General features: G+C 62.5%; 13 protein-coding genes. All 13 read right to left on the minus strand.

Features of this window, described 5'->3' with window-relative positions; all coding sequences use genetic code 11:
- Positions 1-8: 8 nt before the first annotated feature.
- Positions 9-1,373 (minus strand): hypothetical protein, encoded by a 1,365-nt coding sequence (locus I7X09_RS01305; RefSeq protein ID WP_200315193.1) that lies wholly within the window; start codon positions 1,371-1,373, stop codon positions 9-11.
- Entirely contained in the window at positions 1,370-2,008 is a 639-nt protein-coding gene (locus tag I7X09_RS01310) for a DUF6084 family protein (protein ID WP_124566237.1), read from the minus strand. The genes I7X09_RS01305 and I7X09_RS01310 overlap by 4 nt, the downstream gene beginning before the upstream one ends.
- A complete protein-coding gene (locus tag I7X09_RS01315; protein ID WP_200315195.1) occupies positions 2,005-2,625 on the minus strand; it encodes a DUF5947 family protein in 621 nt (206 codons plus the stop codon). Before I7X09_RS01315 ends, I7X09_RS01310 begins: the two co-directional genes overlap by 4 nt.
- A gap of 36 nt (positions 2,626-2,661) precedes the next feature.
- Complete coding sequence (locus I7X09_RS01320) at positions 2,662-3,564, minus strand: NifU family protein (protein ID WP_200315197.1); 903 nt, start codon at positions 3,562-3,564, stop codon at positions 2,662-2,664.
- A gap of 3 nt (positions 3,565-3,567) precedes the next feature.
- Positions 3,568-5,361 carry a nickel-dependent hydrogenase large subunit gene (locus tag I7X09_RS01325; RefSeq protein ID WP_124566238.1) on the minus strand — a complete coding sequence of 598 codons (1,794 nt, stop codon included), beginning with the start codon at positions 5,359-5,361 and terminating at the stop codon, positions 3,568-3,570.
- 54 nt (positions 5,362-5,415) lie between these two features.
- Positions 5,416-6,525 carry a hydrogenase expression protein HypE gene (locus I7X09_RS01330; protein ID WP_234036766.1) on the minus strand — a complete coding sequence of 370 codons (1,110 nt, stop codon included), beginning with the start codon at positions 6,523-6,525 and terminating at the stop codon, positions 5,416-5,418.
- Between the two features lie 191 nt (positions 6,526-6,716).
- On the minus strand, positions 6,717-7,526 hold the full coding sequence (gene hypB, locus I7X09_RS01335; protein ID WP_200315199.1) for a hydrogenase nickel incorporation protein HypB: 810 nt from the start codon (positions 7,524-7,526) through the stop codon (positions 6,717-6,719).
- Between the two features lie 3 nt (positions 7,527-7,529).
- Entirely contained in the window at positions 7,530-7,859 is a 330-nt protein-coding gene (hypA, locus tag I7X09_RS01340) for a hydrogenase maturation nickel metallochaperone HypA (protein ID WP_095970748.1), read from the minus strand.
- 160 nt (positions 7,860-8,019) lie between these two features.
- Positions 8,020-9,717, minus strand: coding sequence for a cutinase family protein (locus I7X09_RS01345; protein ID WP_200315201.1), 1,698 nt, complete (start codon positions 9,715-9,717; stop codon positions 8,020-8,022).
- 151 nt (positions 9,718-9,868) lie between these two features.
- On the minus strand, positions 9,869-11,011 hold the full coding sequence (locus I7X09_RS01350; RefSeq protein ID WP_200315203.1) for an alcohol dehydrogenase catalytic domain-containing protein: 1,143 nt from the start codon (positions 11,009-11,011) through the stop codon (positions 9,869-9,871).
- A 28-nt stretch (positions 11,012-11,039) separates the two neighbouring features.
- Positions 11,040-12,398 carry a M16 family metallopeptidase gene (locus I7X09_RS01355; RefSeq protein ID WP_003942169.1) on the minus strand — a complete coding sequence of 453 codons (1,359 nt, stop codon included), beginning with the start codon at positions 12,396-12,398 and terminating at the stop codon, positions 11,040-11,042.
- A 134-nt stretch (positions 12,399-12,532) separates the two neighbouring features.
- Complete coding sequence (locus I7X09_RS01360) at positions 12,533-14,803, minus strand: polyribonucleotide nucleotidyltransferase (RefSeq protein ID WP_003942275.1); 2,271 nt, start codon at positions 14,801-14,803, stop codon at positions 12,533-12,535.
- A gap of 431 nt (positions 14,804-15,234) precedes the next feature.
- Complete coding sequence (rpsO, locus tag I7X09_RS01365) at positions 15,235-15,504, minus strand: 30S ribosomal protein S15 (RefSeq protein ID WP_007735061.1); 270 nt, start codon at positions 15,502-15,504, stop codon at positions 15,235-15,237.
- Between the last annotated feature and the right edge of the window lie 106 nt (positions 15,505-15,610).

The following is a 15,610-nucleotide window of genomic DNA, read 5'->3' on the forward strand; positions in this document are numbered from 1 at the left end:
GAAGTACGTCAACTCCCGCTGTCTCGCGGCATCGGTTCTATCTCCTCCGGCGCGAAGTACAGATAGCGGCCGTACCAGTTGTGCAGATCGGCGGCCGGATCGTCCAAGAGTGTCACCCCAACATGAATGTCGCCGTCCACGTCTTCATGAATGGTGGCGACGTGGGCGATCCGGCCGTCGAAGAACAGGTCCTGAGCATCAGCGCGACGCGAGGGGTGAAGCCGAACTGTACTTCCACCACAAACGCGGACGCCGTTGATCAAAACTGCGTCGGTGCGCGGTTGAACACTGGTGTCGGCTTCCGGGGTCCACCAGTCCACGCCGTCAGGGACCTCGGGTACGAGATCAGAACCGGCATGCGGATCTCGCAGCACACCGTGCAAGCCGGCCAGATCGTCGTCCGTCAAGCGCTCACACCGGTCGATGATGTCGGCAGCTTTGGAATCGGTAGCCCGCGCCACCGCTTTTTCCTCGTCGGTCATGGCAAGGATTCTCAGGGTGAGTATTTCGTCGATCTCGGTCGAGTCGAACAGAGATCCTTCGCTCTGCGGCGCAATCTCGGGGAAGTCGTACAGGATGATCGGTGACACCAGAACGGTGGCCGAAGTGCCAGGGTGAGTGGAGTCCGCTATGCCCGCAAGCACGGGATAACAGCGATTTTGCCGCAGCGGCTCCGAATGATCGGGTTCTTCGAACAACGACAGGAATCTCGAGCCTGTGGAGTTCAGAATGACGTGAGTGCCGAGCATCGACTGCGCCGTGGCGGTGCCCTTGTCCCTCGCGTCGATGCTCGTGGTGTTCATGACCTTCACGGACATCACCGTGCGTCCACCTCCGGGTGAGGCGCTCACTGCCACGCGACCATTCACCGGAAGCCGTGTCCGGACGATCCGTCCGACCACTCTGCCCCGAGAGTCCGAGAGAGTCTCGCCGTCGACAACTCCCGCCGCACAGAAGGTTTCTTCGACGCCGGCTTCGAGTTCGTCCAGACCCCACGGGCCCAATGCCGACTCGGATTCGGTCGCTTCGTCCCACGAGATCGACTCGCACCCGTCGACTACCAACCGATCGACCGGAATCCACGCGCCGCCGGCGCCGAGTCGTTCAACCGTCCGCGACTGGTGGTGCAGAAACCTCACAGTCGCAGTCACTTCGACGCCGCTCCGCTCGAATTCGCCGAGCAGACATTGCGCGGACATCGACGGTTCCTCCCCGACTCCGACCTCGGCGGCGCCGGGCGGTCCGAGAACGCCGAACTGCCAACGGGATTGATTCTTCGCCGAACCGGCCCGGTAAGGATAGAGAAGGTAGCCCTCGTAGAGGACAGCGTCGGCCACGGCCCGAACGTCGTGATCGATCTCCGCTCGAGTCATCGCTGCACCTGGCTCGCCGTCAGCAACTGCCGCACGGCTGAATCGAGGTCCGTGAGGCCGTGGGCAGCCTTGAATCGCACGAGATCGGCAATCGTCTCATGGTCGAGGCGTACCCAGCCGGAGGCCGGATAATGCGTGGCCATCAGCAGTTTCCACACGTCGACCGGCAATTCGTAGGCAGCAGATCTGTCCCACGGGATCTGCTGCACCGAGAAACCACGCGGTCCGTCAGTGAATACCGTGCCGCTCAGCAAAAGCACGATCGGAATGATTCCGTCACGGAGGCCATGCATGTACTTCGACGCCGTCACCGAGAAGTCGTACGTACACGCCATGGGTAAGGCCGCGACCGTTGCTCCCGTGAATCCTTGAACGACCGTGGAACACTCCATCCACAAGAAGGTGCGCAGCGTGCTCGACCAACGCTCCCGCGGACCGAAGAGATCGTGCAGGGCTTCGCCTTCCGCATCGGAGTACGGCCGGCGGTGCGGTTCGATTCGAACTTGTGCGCGCAGGGCCACCGCACGAACGGTCACGCCGGTCGTCTCCGACATCCTCAATCTCACCGTCAGATTCGGCGTGACCGCGTACGGTTCCACCTCCACGTTGTCGACCGAGAAGTCGAGAGAAGTCATGCCGACCTGCTTCGTGCCTCGACGCGAGCAAAGAATTCGTCCACTGCGCGTGCGGCATCCTGGCCACCGTCGAATCCGCGCCACACGGTGCGCAGCCGTCCCACCAGTTCGTAACAGGCGTCGACGGGAACCACGAAGCATCGCGGCGATTGTCCTGACGTGGGCACGGAGACGATCAACGCCTCGACGTCGGCCCGCATCTGCGAGAGCCCCGGATTCTCGTCGAGCACTGTCTCGAAGGAGTCGATCGGCAGCTCGGATTCGGTAGCTCCGGCAGGTCCCGGATAGAAGACTATGTACTTGTCGAGGAGCGAGTTTCGAAAGAAGAATGCGAGGCCGACGGGGATTTCCAAAGACTCCCAACGGCCCGGCGCCAGCTCGAAGTCCGGAAATTCGAGATACCGATCGGGAACCGCTTTGTATCGAAGGTCCGCGTCGACCGGCGAAAAGAGCAGATAGCAGGGACGGCACACGCACATCAGGCTCCGAACCTGTACGTCCACGACGTGTTGGTGTTCGTCCCCTATGCCCGCCGCGCACATCTCACACAGCGGCCCGGTCGGCATGACGCGCGCCGAGGCGATTCGTGTGAGTACTTCTCCCACAGTAGTTTTCATGACAGGGTGACTTTCATGACCGGTCTTCGTTCACGGCTAGGTCACCGGCAACACGGAATCGTCGGCGAGCGCGACCGAGAGAACTCCGTCGCGGATCAACACCGGCAGCGGCGCCAGGTGCTCCGAACCACCACCAACCCTCGCTCCCGCTCCGTACACGCTGAAGTGGGCAGAGCACGTCGGACAGGTAAGAACGGCGGCGTCTCGGGCAGGAACGCCCATCATGCGTTCGAGCACAGACCCCGCCATCGAGTGGTCGCAGACGGGACAACGGTCGCGATACGCGTACAGATCGTCACCGGAGCGGCAGACCAACAGTTCGGTACCCGATACCCGGAAGCCCGCGACCTCACCCGCGTCGACTTCGGCGAATTCGGGGACCTCCACCCAGTGCGCACCTCCCCCGTCGGCGTGTACGTGCGAGAACAGGGACTCGACCGAGATCACACCCGACTTCAGCTCGTGCGGGTCCGGTGTTTCGACGTCGATTCCGGTGGTCTCGGGTGCCGCAGCCTGCACCGCGTCCTGGACCGCGGTTTCGAGAGTCACCGACGACGAAGGACAACTGTTGCAGCTTCCGAGCAGACGTAGCCGCACGACTCCGTTCGCCACCTCGATCAGTTCGACGTCGCCGCCGTGCGAGCCGAGGTACGGACGCACGCTGTCGAGCGCAGCGCGTACGCGGGTCTCGACGTCGTGCGGGTGAAGTCCGTGCACGAGTAGCAGGCTCGACACCAGATCGTCGCGAACCATCGCATCCATCGTGGCCGGATCCGCCAGCGCGACGGTGCGTTCGAGCGCTGCGCCGTACAACTGCACGACCTCACGCACCAGTTGCTCGGCGCGATCGCGAGCCACCGGTCCCGCACCAGCACTGGCCTGCAACAACGTCTCGATGCGCTCACCTGCTCCGCGCCAGTAGTCGGCCGTTTGCTCCATCGATCACTCCCCGGTCACGGACTGCGTCGGCGAGTGCAGCTTCTCCAGGGTCTTGCCCCCGCCGAGATACATGTGAACCCCGCACGGCAGGCAGGGATCGAAACTACGCACCGTCCGCATGATGTCGATGCCCTTGAAGTGGTCTCGATCGTTCTCCTCGAAGATCGGCTGACCCTGCACAGCGTCCTCGTACGGACCGGGAGTTCCGTAACTGTCGCGCGGGCTCGCGTTCCACGGAGTCGGCGGGTACGGGTGATAGTTCGCGATCTTCCCGTCACGTATCACCATGTGATGAGAGAGAACTCCGCGGACGGCTTCGGTGAATCCGCAACCGATACCCTCGTCCGGGACCTCGAACGACTCCCACGTCTTGGTCCGGCCGGCCCGGATCTCGACAAGCGCCTTCTCGGCGAAATGAAGGGCAGCCGCGGCTGCGTACGCCTGGAAATAGGTTCGCGCACGGTTCCTTTCGAGAGTATTGCTGCCGTGTTCCGGTATCTTCCACTCGAGCGAGACCGGACCTTTCAACGCTGTTTTCGGAAGATTGATCTTCACGCTGTGTCCAGTCGACTCGAGGTACCCGATGTCGACCAGGCCGGCAAGAGCGGTGCTCCACAGACGAGCCAACGCTCCCCCGCCGGTGTCCAGAGCGAGGTTGTCTTTTCCGTCGAACCATCGCGGTGACATCACCCAGCTGTACTTGTCCTCGAGGTTCCGCTTCTGCGGATGTGGGTTGGTGTGTTGATTCCACGGGTGCCGGCGATCGACCGGATTACCCAGCGGATCGGTTTCGACGAACATCTCCTGATCACTCCAGTCCTCGTAATACGAGGAGCCCAGCATGATTCGGATACCGAGATTGATGTCCACCAGGTCTGTGGTGACCAACTTCCCGTCGACGACGACGCCCGGAGTGACAAACATCTTCCGGCCCCAGTCGGTCATGTCCTTGTACGAGAAATTGCAGTACTCGGGGTCTTGGAACGATCCCCAACAACCCAGCAGGGTCCGTCGCAGACCGACCTTTTCGTAACCAGGCAGCGCCTCGTAGAAGAAGTCGAACAGGTCGTCGTGCATCGGCACGACCTTCTTCATGAATTCGACGTACCGCATCAGCCGCGACAGGTAGTCCGTCATCAGTTCGATCGTCGCGACCGTGCCCACGCCACCGGGATAGAGCGTCGACGGGTGGACGTGCCTGCCCTCCATCAGGCAGAACATTTCACGGGTCGAACGCGAGACTTGCAACGCCTCCCGATAGAACTCGCCCGTGAACGGATTGAGAGTCCGCATGATGTCGGCGATCGTGCGATAACCATGCTGGTCCTCGTGCGGACAGCGCGTGTTCTCTGCCTGCGCCAGCACCCCTGGATTCGTCTCGGAGACCATCTTCTCGCAGTAGTCGACCGCGACCAGATTCTCTTGAAAAATGTTGTGGTCGAACATGTACTCGGCCGCTTCGCCGAGATTGACGATCCACTCTCCCAGATGCGGCGGCTTGACACCGTACGCCATGTTCTGTGCGTAGCACGAGCATGTGGCGTGGTTGTCACCGCAGATGCCGCAGATACGACTGGTGATGAAATGCGCGTCGCGCGGGTCCTTCCCCTTCATGAACAGGGAATACCCACGAAAGATCGACGACGTGCTGTGGCACTCCACCACTTCGCGATTGGCGAAGTCGATCTTGGTGTAGATACCCAGACTGCCGACGATTCGGGTGATGGGGTCCCACGCCATCTCGACAAGACCGTCGCGGTCCGCAGTCGAGGTGGGTTCGGGAACGATGGCCGTCATTGCAGTGCCTCCCAGAGACGTTGCTCACGAACTGATTTGAATGTATCCGGTCGGTCACCACGTACGTGTCGCACCGGTGAGCAACTTCGACCCGCGCTCGCGCCAGTGCGGTTCCTTGTCCAACGTGTGACCGGTGATCCGGCGCAGACTGTGGATCACGGACCCGTACATTCCCACCGCATTGGTGGAGAGTTTGCCGCCAGGTGGTTCATCCATGAACGGCATGAATTTGTCCGGGAATCCCGGCATCGTGCAACCGATACAGATCCCGCCGACATTAGGACATCCGCCGACTCCGTTGATCCAACCGCGTTTGGGGACATTGCATTTCACGACCGGTCCCCAACACCCCAGCTTGACGATGCACTTCGGTGACCCGTACTCCGTCGCGAACTCGCCCTGCTCGTAGTACCCGCCACGGTCACAGCCCTCGTGAACGGTGGCACCGAAAAGCCACTGCGGGCGCAGGGATTCGTCCAAGGGAATCATCGGCGCCTGATCAGTGGCCATGTACAGAAGGTAAGTCAGGGTCTCGGAGAGGTTGTCCGGCTGGATGGGACACCCGGGAACGCACACGATCGGGATGCCCGCCTTCGATTTCCAGGTCCACCCGAGATAGTCCGGCACTCCCATAGCACCGGTCGGATTGCCGGCCATCGCATGTATGCCGCCGTAGGTTGCGCACGTGCCGACCGCGACTACCGCAGTGGCTTTCGGTGCCAGCTTGTCGAGCCACTCGCTCGTGGTGACCGGTTGGCCGGTTTCGCGATTGTTCCCGAAGCCACACCAGTACCCTTCGTCGTGGAGTTTCTCGTTCGGTATAGATCCTTCGACGACGAGAACGAAGGGTTCCAATTCTCCCCGGTCAGCTTTCCAGAACCATTCCAGGAAATCGTCGGCTCCACCCTGCGGTCCGCATTCGAAGTCGATGAGCGGCCAATGGACCGCTACCTGAGGCAGGCCAGGCAACGCACCGAGTGCGATCTCCTCGATACTGGGTTGCGTAGCGGCAGTCAGTGCCACCGAATCACCGTCGCAACTGAGACCGGCATTGATCCACAGCACGTGAATCAGAGTTTCTTCCGCTTTGGCTGCTGCGCTTTGGGGGGCTACAGCGGAGGCAGGTTCCGCCGTAGTGCCAGCAGTCGATTTTTGTGTGTCCATGTCAGCCGCTTTCACGGGTGCACTTGCGCCTGATTCTCGGCGCCGCCACCGGCCTGACACGCTAGGGCCTCAAAACTCTGTGGCCTCGCTGTGGTCTCGAAACACCGCGGCACCGAAACGCTGACGCCACCGGAGTCGAACCTCGGCCCACTTGCGTGGCACCCACTCATTTCATTAACTACCCGAGCAGATCAGTTGTCAACGGCCACCGGAGAAATCGCCGAACGACTACCGATCCACTCGTACCACTCGTCCATGCCCTCACCTGTCGTGGCGGACAGAACAACTACGCGCACAGCAGGATTGAGGATTCTTGCTTGCGCGATGCAGGCATCGACGTCGAACTCGACGTACGGGAGCAAGTCGATCTTGTTGATCACCACGAGATCCGCGACGGCAAAGATGTGGGGGTACTTTTTCGGCTTGTCGACCCCCTCCGGCGTCGAAATTAGGACAACCTTGCCTTCCTCGCCCAGGTCGAAGAGCGCGGGGCACACCAGGTTTCCGACGTTTTCGATCAGAAGCAGCGAGCCGTCTGGCGGATCCAAAGCCCGTAGTGCGTGATCGATCATCTCGGCATCGAGATGACATCCGGCCCCGGTGTTCACCTGGACCACCGACGCACCGGTCTCGTGAATCCGCTCGGCGTCGAGCCGGGTTTCCTGGTCACCTTCGATCACTGCGATAGGTCGTTCCCGTGTCAGTTCCCGGATCGTTCGTGCCAGCAACGTCGTCTTACCCGCGCCGGGCGAACTCATGATGTTGAGTGCTGTGATTCCGCGGACCCGCATCCACTCACGATTGTGCAGTGCGATGCCGTCGTTCTTGGCAAGCACCTGCTGCTCGAGAAGCACAGTGTGCTCCGAGTGACCGTGCTGATGGTCATGCCCGTGCCCGTGACCGTGTTCCTGCTCGTGACCGTCTACCTGCTCGTGCTGTCCCTCTTCGACCACCGACACCCGCGGTCCCGCGGTGTCCCCGCACCCACACGTCGCGCACATATCTCAGCTCACTTCCATCGAGAGGATCCGCAGCTCTCGGCCGGCAAGCACCTCGACATCAGCACTGCCGCACCCGCACAACAAGAACATGTCGGGCGGCGAGAACGTCACGCCACAGCTTTTGCATCGCGCGCTGGTTGCGATCTGATCGATGTGCAAGCTGGCACCTTCGGCGTGAGTACCCGCAGTGACGACGTCGAAGCAGAACAACAGAGAGTGTGGAACCACCGCGCAGAGTTGTCCGACTTCCAGCCGCACGCTCGATACTCGTCGCTCGCCGGCACGCTCACACACGGCTTCGACCACACTCTGCGCAATAGACAGCTCGTGCACGGTGAAACCCACGATTCGTGATCCGGAAACCTTCCTTCCACGATAAGCACCACCAGTCGCCGTACGGAACCCGTACACCAAAACAGGCTGCGATCCGCAACTGATTGCGGATCGCAGCCTGTGACAGCGTTATTCGTGTGACGAACGCCGGCGTGAAGGATTACGGGTTCGAAACCGGCGCCTTCGTGGTCGTCGTGGTCGTCGACGTCGCTGTGGTAGTCGGGGCTGCCGTCGTCGCCTCCGTGCCTGCTGCCGGTGAAGTCGGAACGGTCGACGTCGGCGTCACTGCCGCCGAACCCGTCGGAGTGGCTGCCGCGCCCGAAGTGGCCGACGCCGACCCGGCCGCAGGCACCTGCGACGTGGGTGCGGGCGCTCCAGCAGATCCCGTCGAGCCGGTGGTTCCCGCCGGTGCCTGACCCGTCTCGGTGCCGTCGGCGACTGCGGCGCCGCCTTCGGTATTGCCATCAGCCATGTACGCATCGACGGCAGCGGTGATCTGTTCAGGCGTCGGCTTCGCCGTAGCGTCGACGGGCTTTCCTTCCTTCGCCTGCTGGGCGAGGTAGGTGAGCCAGGCCGCTGCGTACTGAGCTGAAGTCAACGGCTTGCCGTTGGCCGCATCCGCATCACGCCAGTAGTCGAAGTGGTGTCCGACATCCGGAGCCAGTGTCTGCTGGTAGGGGTCGCTCAAGATCACGGGAATCGTGTTCTGGTTGGTAGCGATCAGACCGACGATCTCCTTGAAGAGCTTCTGCGGCAGATATGCCAGCGGAGACACCTTGTCGGTGGACACCGTCTCGCCATCGGCAACCGGTGCCGGCGCGGGTGTTTTACCGGGCTTGTACCCCGGATCCGACACCTTGAGCATCACCTGAAGGAATGTCTCGTCACTCTGCATCCAGTTGGGGTTGGACGAAATGTCCGCGAACGCCTCGAAGACGATCTGACCGAACACCACCGCGACGTCCTGGCCGGTGGCCGGGTTCAGCCCCTGCGATTCGAGTTGGTCGATGTTCAACTGCCGGCCGACATTTGCCGCCAGGATCAACAGGGAGATGTTGCTGGGAGCCGAGCAGGTGAAGTCGCCGTCCGAGCAGAAGGACGCGACCTTGCCGTTCAGTTTGCCGAAACCGCCGGCGGTATCAGGGAGAACCCCCTCGCCGGGCGTCGCGGAGGTCCCGTTCTGGTACTTCGTATTGAAGTTGTCCGGGTTCGTGAACGGATTCTTGGCGCCGAGGAACGTGCCGTCGCCTGCTTCACGGCCGGCGTCGGCCAGCATGACCACACCGACAACCTTGTCCGGGTCGACCCCGAACTCGTTGTTCTCCTGCGTACCGATGTCCATCGCCACGCGGCGCACCACATCGGCGCCTTCGCTGTACCCGACGATCGAGAACTGAGTCTTCGGGCATTCCTTGGCGATGGCACTCATCACGGACTGCGTGTTTGCAGCGCCGGCAGCGACTGCGTCCTCGTAGGACGCCATGTTAGCCGGGTACGCGATGTACACCGCCGCGTAGGAGCCGGGCTTGTTCGCGTTGACGGAGCCCGCCGGGTTGATCACCTGGTCGACTCGTTCACTCTTGTAGTCACCGGACAGGGCGGCCGGAAGGGGCTTCCCGTCGGCTCCCAGCAACATCTTCACCGTCGAAGCGTCCGGTGTGTCGTGGCGTCCGGCAACTGCGATGCTCACCATGTCGTGACACTCGGTGACCGAAGACGTCAATTGTGTCTCGATCGTCCGTGACTCCGGAGAGTCCACAGCAACTGCGACCGCCACCAACGCGGCCACGCCGAGCGCTGCGGGCGCTACAGCACCCGCCAGTATTCGATGTCGCGAAAAGAACCCACGAACCGGCATATCTTCTCCCCAATCAACTTTTGGAAAACGTACGACCGACCCCCGGGGCGTCACGCAACGTCATTCGAGTAGTCGTCCAGTACGAGAGGAGCGTTACAAGGGGTAACGATTTTCCGCGGCGACTCGGGAGGCTATCGGGGACGCAAACCTCTCATTTCCGCTGCATAACAGCAACGTGCGCCTGCTCCGCGTCGAAGATAATGACCTGTCGGATTGCTTTTCCGTCGGCGAGTTCGTCCATGCCGGAATTGATGTCGGCCAGTTCGATTCGCGAGGAGATGAGCTTCTCGACCGGAAGCTTCCCGTCCCGCCACAATTGCGCGTAGATCGGGATGTCGCGGGCCGGGACCGCGGATCCGAGGTAGCTGCCGATGATCGTCCGCGCTTCGGCAACCAACCCGAGAGGCGAGATCGACGAACGCGCATCAGGTGCAGGCAACCCCACTGTGACCGTCGTGCCGCCCGGCGCCGTCGCCGCCACCGCAGTCTCGAAGGCCCGAGCATTTCCGGCGGCCTCGACGACGATGTCCGCACGGACGCCACTCTCGGACAGTCCGGACGGTGTGAAGACCTCGGTCGCGCCCAGTTCCAGGGCCTGGGCCAACTTCGACTCCAGTGCGTCGACGCCGATGACGGTCTCGACCCCGAGTGCGCGCGCCGTCAGGATTGCAGCCATCCCGACTCCGCCCAAGCCGACCACCATCACCGTGTCGGCAGGGCGAGGCTTGGCCGCGTTGAGCAGCGCTCCCCCTCCGGTCAACACCGCGCAACCGAGTACGGCTGCGATCTCGGCCGGGATGTCGTCGTCGACGGCAACAACCGACTTGGCGTTGACCACCGCATGCGTCGCGAAACCTGAAACACCGAGATGATGTTTGACGTTCTCGCCGGAGCGTCGCAGTCGTTGCGCGCCACCGAGCAAACTGCCCTCGTTGTTGGCGGCACTACCCACCGTGCACGGCATCCGGCCGTCGGCGGCGCATCCCGCGCACTCACCACACCGCGGAAGGAACGTCATCACGACGCGGGTACCGACCGACAGCGAATCGACTCCTTCGCCGAGTTCGAGGATCCGACCAGCTGCCTCGTGCCCCAACAACATCGGTACGGGTCGTACACGATTCCCGTCGACGACGGAGAGGTCGGAGTGACAAAGCCCCGCAACTTCGATCTTGACGAGGATCTCACCCGGACCCGGGGATTCGAGATCGAGTTCCGAAATCGAAATCGGAGTCGACTCCGCAAAGGGACGCTCCCGGCCGATCTCTTCGAGCACTGCACCACGGATCTTCAACTGCACACCCCGATTTCGATAGTTCGAACTACTTACCCACGATCCCGCGTACCGACGCGGGGAGGTCACGAACCCGCTTGTACGGGCCGACGACGGCGGCCGCAAACGGCCTCGTCAAGAGCACCTGCGCCACCTCGAGCACCTCTTCGGAGGTGACTGCGTCGATGGTCGCGAGTGTCTGCGCGACACTGCGATGGTTGCCGTAGTTCAGTTCACTGCGACCGATACGGTTCATACGTGAGCCCGAATCTTCCAGTGCCAGAACCAATCCGCCGCGTAGCGATCCCTTGGCGCGGGCGATCTCGGCATCGGTGATTCCGTCCGTCGCAACGTTTGCGAGTACCTCGCGGATCACTGTGGCAACCTCACCGAGGTTCTCCGGCTGACAACCGGCATATACGGAGAACGCTCCGGTGTCCGCGAAGGTGTCGACGCCGGAATAGACGGAGTACGCAAGCCCACGCTTCTCCCGAATCTCTTGGAAGAGACGAGAACTCAGCCCGCCGCCCACTGCGGCGTTGAGAACCGACAGCGCCCAGCGATGACCCTCGTGCCGGCCGAAGGCGCGTACTCCCAGCGCAAGATGGACCTGCTCGCTGTCGCGGTGGGTCAAGCTCAGTTCAGGCATCGTGCGCAATCGCAAAGTGCCCTCGCGCCGCGGCGCCGGCTTGACTCCACGCTCGAGGTGCCCGGCGAATGCGCGGCGAGCGAGCGTCACAACCTGCTTGTGGTCGACGTTGCCCGCTACGGCCAGCACCATCCGCTGCGGCGTGTAACGCCGAACATGGAAGGAATGCAACTGATTGCGCGACATCGACTCGATCGATTCGACGCTGCCGATGATCGGACGACCGACGGGATGATCACCGAACAACGCGGTCAGAAACGCGTCGCCGAGCAGGTCTTCCGGATCGTCGTCGCGCATCGCGATCTCTTCGAGCACTACTTGGCGCTCGACATCGACGTCCGCAGTTCTGCAACGCCCGCGCAGTACGACGTCGGCAACGAGGTCCACCGCCATGGGAAGGTCGTCGTCGATCACGTGCGCGTAGAAACAGGTGTGTTCCTTCGACGTGAATGCATTGAGTTCGCCGCCCACACCATCCATGACCTGCGCGATGTCCAATGCAGTCCGTGACGGCGTCGACTTGAACAGCAGGTGCTCGAGAAAGTGCGCGGCCCCGGCCACACTCGGCTGCTCGTCTCGGGAGCCGACCCCGACCCACACACCGACGGAGGCAGAACGCACACCGGGAATGAACTCGGTGACGACGCGCAGGCCGCCGGGAAGGACCGTGCGCTGCACTCCGGATTCGGGAGTCGCATCGATCGGCGATTTCAGCACAGCGCTGCGGCTGCGCGTGGTGTTGGGAGTGGTCTTTGCCATGAAAAGGTTCAGCAGTCCTCGGTGCAAGTGTTGTAACAGGTACGTACAGGCTCGTGTCTACGTGTCTACAGACAGTACAGATGCGGCCCCGCACGGAAATCCGCGCGGGGCCGCATCAGAGTACGAAGTGAGATCTACTCGGAAGCAGCCTCGTCGGCGGCCGGAGCGGCAGCCTCGTCGTTGCCCTCTTCGACCGGGATCAGCGAGATCTTGCCACGTGCATCGATGTCGGCGATCTCGACGCGGATCTTGGATCCGACGTTGACCACGTCTTCGACCTTGGCGATGCGCTTACCGCTGCCCAGCTTCGAGATGTGCACCAGTCCGTCGCGTCCCGGCAGGAGCGAAACGAAGGCACCGAAGGCGGTGGTCTTGACGACCGTGCCCAGGAACCGCTCGCCGACCTTGGGGAGCTGCGGGTTGGCAATGGCGTTGATCATGTCGATCGCGGCCTGTGCAGACGGTCCATCGGTGGCGCCGACGAACACGGTGCCGTCGTCTTCGATGGAGATGTTGGCACCGGTCTGCTCGGTGATGGAGTTGATCATCTTGCCCTTGGGGCCGATGACCTCACCGATCTTGTCGACGGGGACCTTGATGGCCGTCACGCGGGGAGCGAACGGGCTCATCTCGTCCGGGGTGTCGATGGCTTCCGCCATGACCTCGAGGATCGTGGTCCGTGCATCCTTCGCCTGCGAGAGTGCACCGGCGAGAACCTGCGACGGGATGCCGTCGAGCTTCGTGTCCAGCTGCAGGGCCGTGACGAAGTCCTTGGTACCTGCGACCTTGAAGTCCATGTCACCGAAGGCGTCTTCGGCGCCGAGGATGTCGGTCAGAGCGACGTAGCGGGTTTCACCGTCGACCTGGTCGGAGACCAGGCCCATGGCGATACCGGCAACCGGAGCACGCAGCGGCACACCGGCGTTGAGCAGTGCGAGCGTGGAAGCACACACCGAGCCCATCGAGGTGGAACCGTTGGAGCTCAGAGCCTCGGAGACCTGGCGAATCGCGTACGGGAACTCTTCGACGCTGGGCAGAACCGGCATGAGAGCGCGCTCGGCAAGTGCACCGTGACCGATTTCGCGACGCTTCGGCGAACCGACGCGACCCGTCTCACCGGTGGAGTACGGCGGGAAGTTGTAATGATGCATGTAGCGCTTGGTGGTCTCGGGGCCGAGCGAGTCGACCTGCTGAGCCATCTTGACCATGTCGAGAGTGGTGACACCCAGGATCTGGGTCTCGCCGCGCTCGAACAGCGCGGAGCCGTGTGCGCGCGGGATGATCGCGACCTCGGCGGACAGCGAACGGATGTCCGTGACGCCGCGACCGTCGATGCGGAACTGATCGCGCAGGATGCGCTGGCGAACCAGCTTCTTGGTGAGCGAGCGGAACGCAGCTCCCAGTTCCTTCTCGCGGCCCTCGAAGTTCGGTGCAACCTGCTCGAGAACCTCGACCTTGACCTCGTCGGTCTTGTCGTCGCGTTCCTGCTTGCCGGCGATTGTCAGTGCGGCATTGAGCTTTTCGGACGCAGCAGCCTCGACGGCAGCAAATACGTCGTCCTGGTACGCCGGGAAGACCGGGTAGTCACCCGTGGGCTTTGCAGCCTTGGATGCCAGCGCTGCCTGTGCGGCACACAGGCGTGCGATGAACGGCTTGGCGGCCTCGAGGCCCTCGGCGACGATGGCCTCGGTCGGTGCCTGAGCGCCGTCGGCGATCTTCGCGATGACGTTGTCGGTGGCCTCGGCCTCGACCATCATGATCGCGACGTCGGCGTTGTCACCGCTACCGGAGACGACGCGGCCGGCGACGACCATGTCGAAGACGGCGTTCTCGAGCTGATCGACCGTCGGGAATGCAACCCACTGGCCGGTCTTGTTCTCGTCCGAGACGATGAGTGCAACGCGCACGCCACCGACGGGTCCGGAGAACGGCAGGCCCGCGATCTGCGTCGACGCGGAAGCGGCGTTGATAGCCACGACGTCGTACAGATCCTGCGGGTTGAGGCTCATGACCGTGACGACGACCTGGATCTCGTTACGGAGACCGTCGACGAACGACGGGCGCAGCGGCCGGTCGATGAGGCGGCAGGTCAGGATCGCGTCGGTGGAGGGGCGTCCCTCACGACGGAAGAACGAGCCGGGGATGCGGCCCGCCGCGTACATACGCTCTTCGACGTCCACCGTCAGGGGGAAGAAGTCGAAGTGCTCCTTGGGGTGCTTGCTGGCGCTCGTGGCGGACAGCAGCATGGTCTCGTCGTCCAGGTAAGCGACGACGGCGCCGGCGGCCTGCTGAGCAAGGCGTCCGGTCTCGAAACGGATGGTGCGGGTACCGAAGGACCCGTTGTCGATCACGGCGGTGGATTCGAACACGCCTTCGTCGACCTCTACTACGGAATTCTCTGTCATTACTTTTCTCTTCACTTCCCTCTCGTCTTCGCCGTACCCGCGCGGGCGTTTCCACCCTCCTGGTGGAAACTGCGCACCGAGGGACGTCCCCCTCTTGAATTGCAGACGCTCCTTGCGATGCGAGCGATTTCTGCTTCGGGACGTCACGACGTTCGGGCGGCCGTCGATCGAAGTCCGCCGGAGCTTTCGGGCACTCGCCCGGTCCGGAGAACCACTACCGACAACCGACACCACGTTCTCTGGTGCATACGGTGTGCTGACTGCGCACTGCACAAAGACAACTGTGCATAGCGCCGACAGCGGAAACTGCCTTGCGGCAGCTAACGCCGAAAGCCAGCGAAGCCCAGTATATGCGTGGCTTCGCCGGCTATCGGAGTGTTCGGCAAGCCGAAGCCTGCCGTGTTGCTTTCGATCAGCGTCGTGAGAAAAATCTAGCGACGCAGGCCGAGACGCTCGATGAGCGTGCGGTAGCGAGCGACGTCAGTCTTTGCCACGTACTTCAGCAGACGACGACGACGACCGACCATCAAGAGCAGTCCACGACGTGAGTGGTGGTCATGCTTGTGGGTCTTGAGGTGCTCGGTGAGATCGGTGATGCGCTTGGTGAGCATTGCCACCTGAGCTTCAGGCGATCCCGTGTCGGTCTCGTGCAAGCCGTACTCGCCGAGAACGGCCTTCTTTTCTTCCGTGGTCAATGCCACTTGATTCACTCCTGTGATGACGTTTGCGTGAAAGGAACGAGATCGGGCGCGGCCACCGCAAACCGCAGCACGCACCGAGAGAAGATCCTACCAGCAGCAATGAGGC

It is taken from the genome of Rhodococcus sp. P-2 (assembly GCF_016598535.1).
In the GTDB taxonomy this organism is placed as follows: domain Bacteria; phylum Actinomycetota; class Actinomycetes; order Mycobacteriales; family Mycobacteriaceae; genus Rhodococcus_F; species Rhodococcus_F baikonurensis.

Excerpts from the sequence above, each read along its gene's own strand:
- I7X09_RS01330 (WP_234036766.1), bottom strand. The coding sequence starts at position 6,525 with ATGGACACACAAAAATCGACTGCTGGCACTACGGCGGAACCTGCCTCC.
- hypB (WP_200315199.1), bottom strand. The coding sequence starts at position 7,526 with ATGTGCGCGACGTGTGGGTGCGGGGACACCGCGGGACCGCGGGTGTCG.
- I7X09_RS01355 (WP_003942169.1), bottom strand. The coding sequence starts at position 12,398 with ATGGCAAAGACCACTCCCAACACCACGCGCAGCCGCAGCGCTGTGCTG.
- I7X09_RS01325 (WP_124566238.1), bottom strand. The coding sequence starts at position 5,361 with ATGACGGCCATCGTTCCCGAACCCACCTCGACTGCGGACCGCGACGGT.
- I7X09_RS01345 (WP_200315201.1), bottom strand. The coding sequence starts at position 9,717 with ATGCCGGTTCGTGGGTTCTTTTCGCGACATCGAATACTGGCGGGTGCT.
- I7X09_RS01360 (WP_003942275.1), bottom strand. The coding sequence starts at position 14,803 with ATGACAGAGAATTCCGTAGTAGAGGTCGACGAAGGCGTGTTCGAATCC.
- I7X09_RS01320 (WP_200315197.1), bottom strand. The coding sequence starts at position 3,564 with ATGGAGCAAACGGCCGACTACTGGCGCGGAGCAGGTGAGCGCATCGAG.
- I7X09_RS01310 (WP_124566237.1), bottom strand. The coding sequence starts at position 2,008 with ATGACTTCTCTCGACTTCTCGGTCGACAACGTGGAGGTGGAACCGTAC.
- I7X09_RS01305 (WP_200315193.1), bottom strand. The coding sequence starts at position 1,373 with ATGACTCGAGCGGAGATCGATCACGACGTTCGGGCCGTGGCCGACGCT.
- I7X09_RS01315 (WP_200315195.1), bottom strand. The coding sequence starts at position 2,625 with ATGAAAACTACTGTGGGAGAAGTACTCACACGAATCGCCTCGGCGCGC.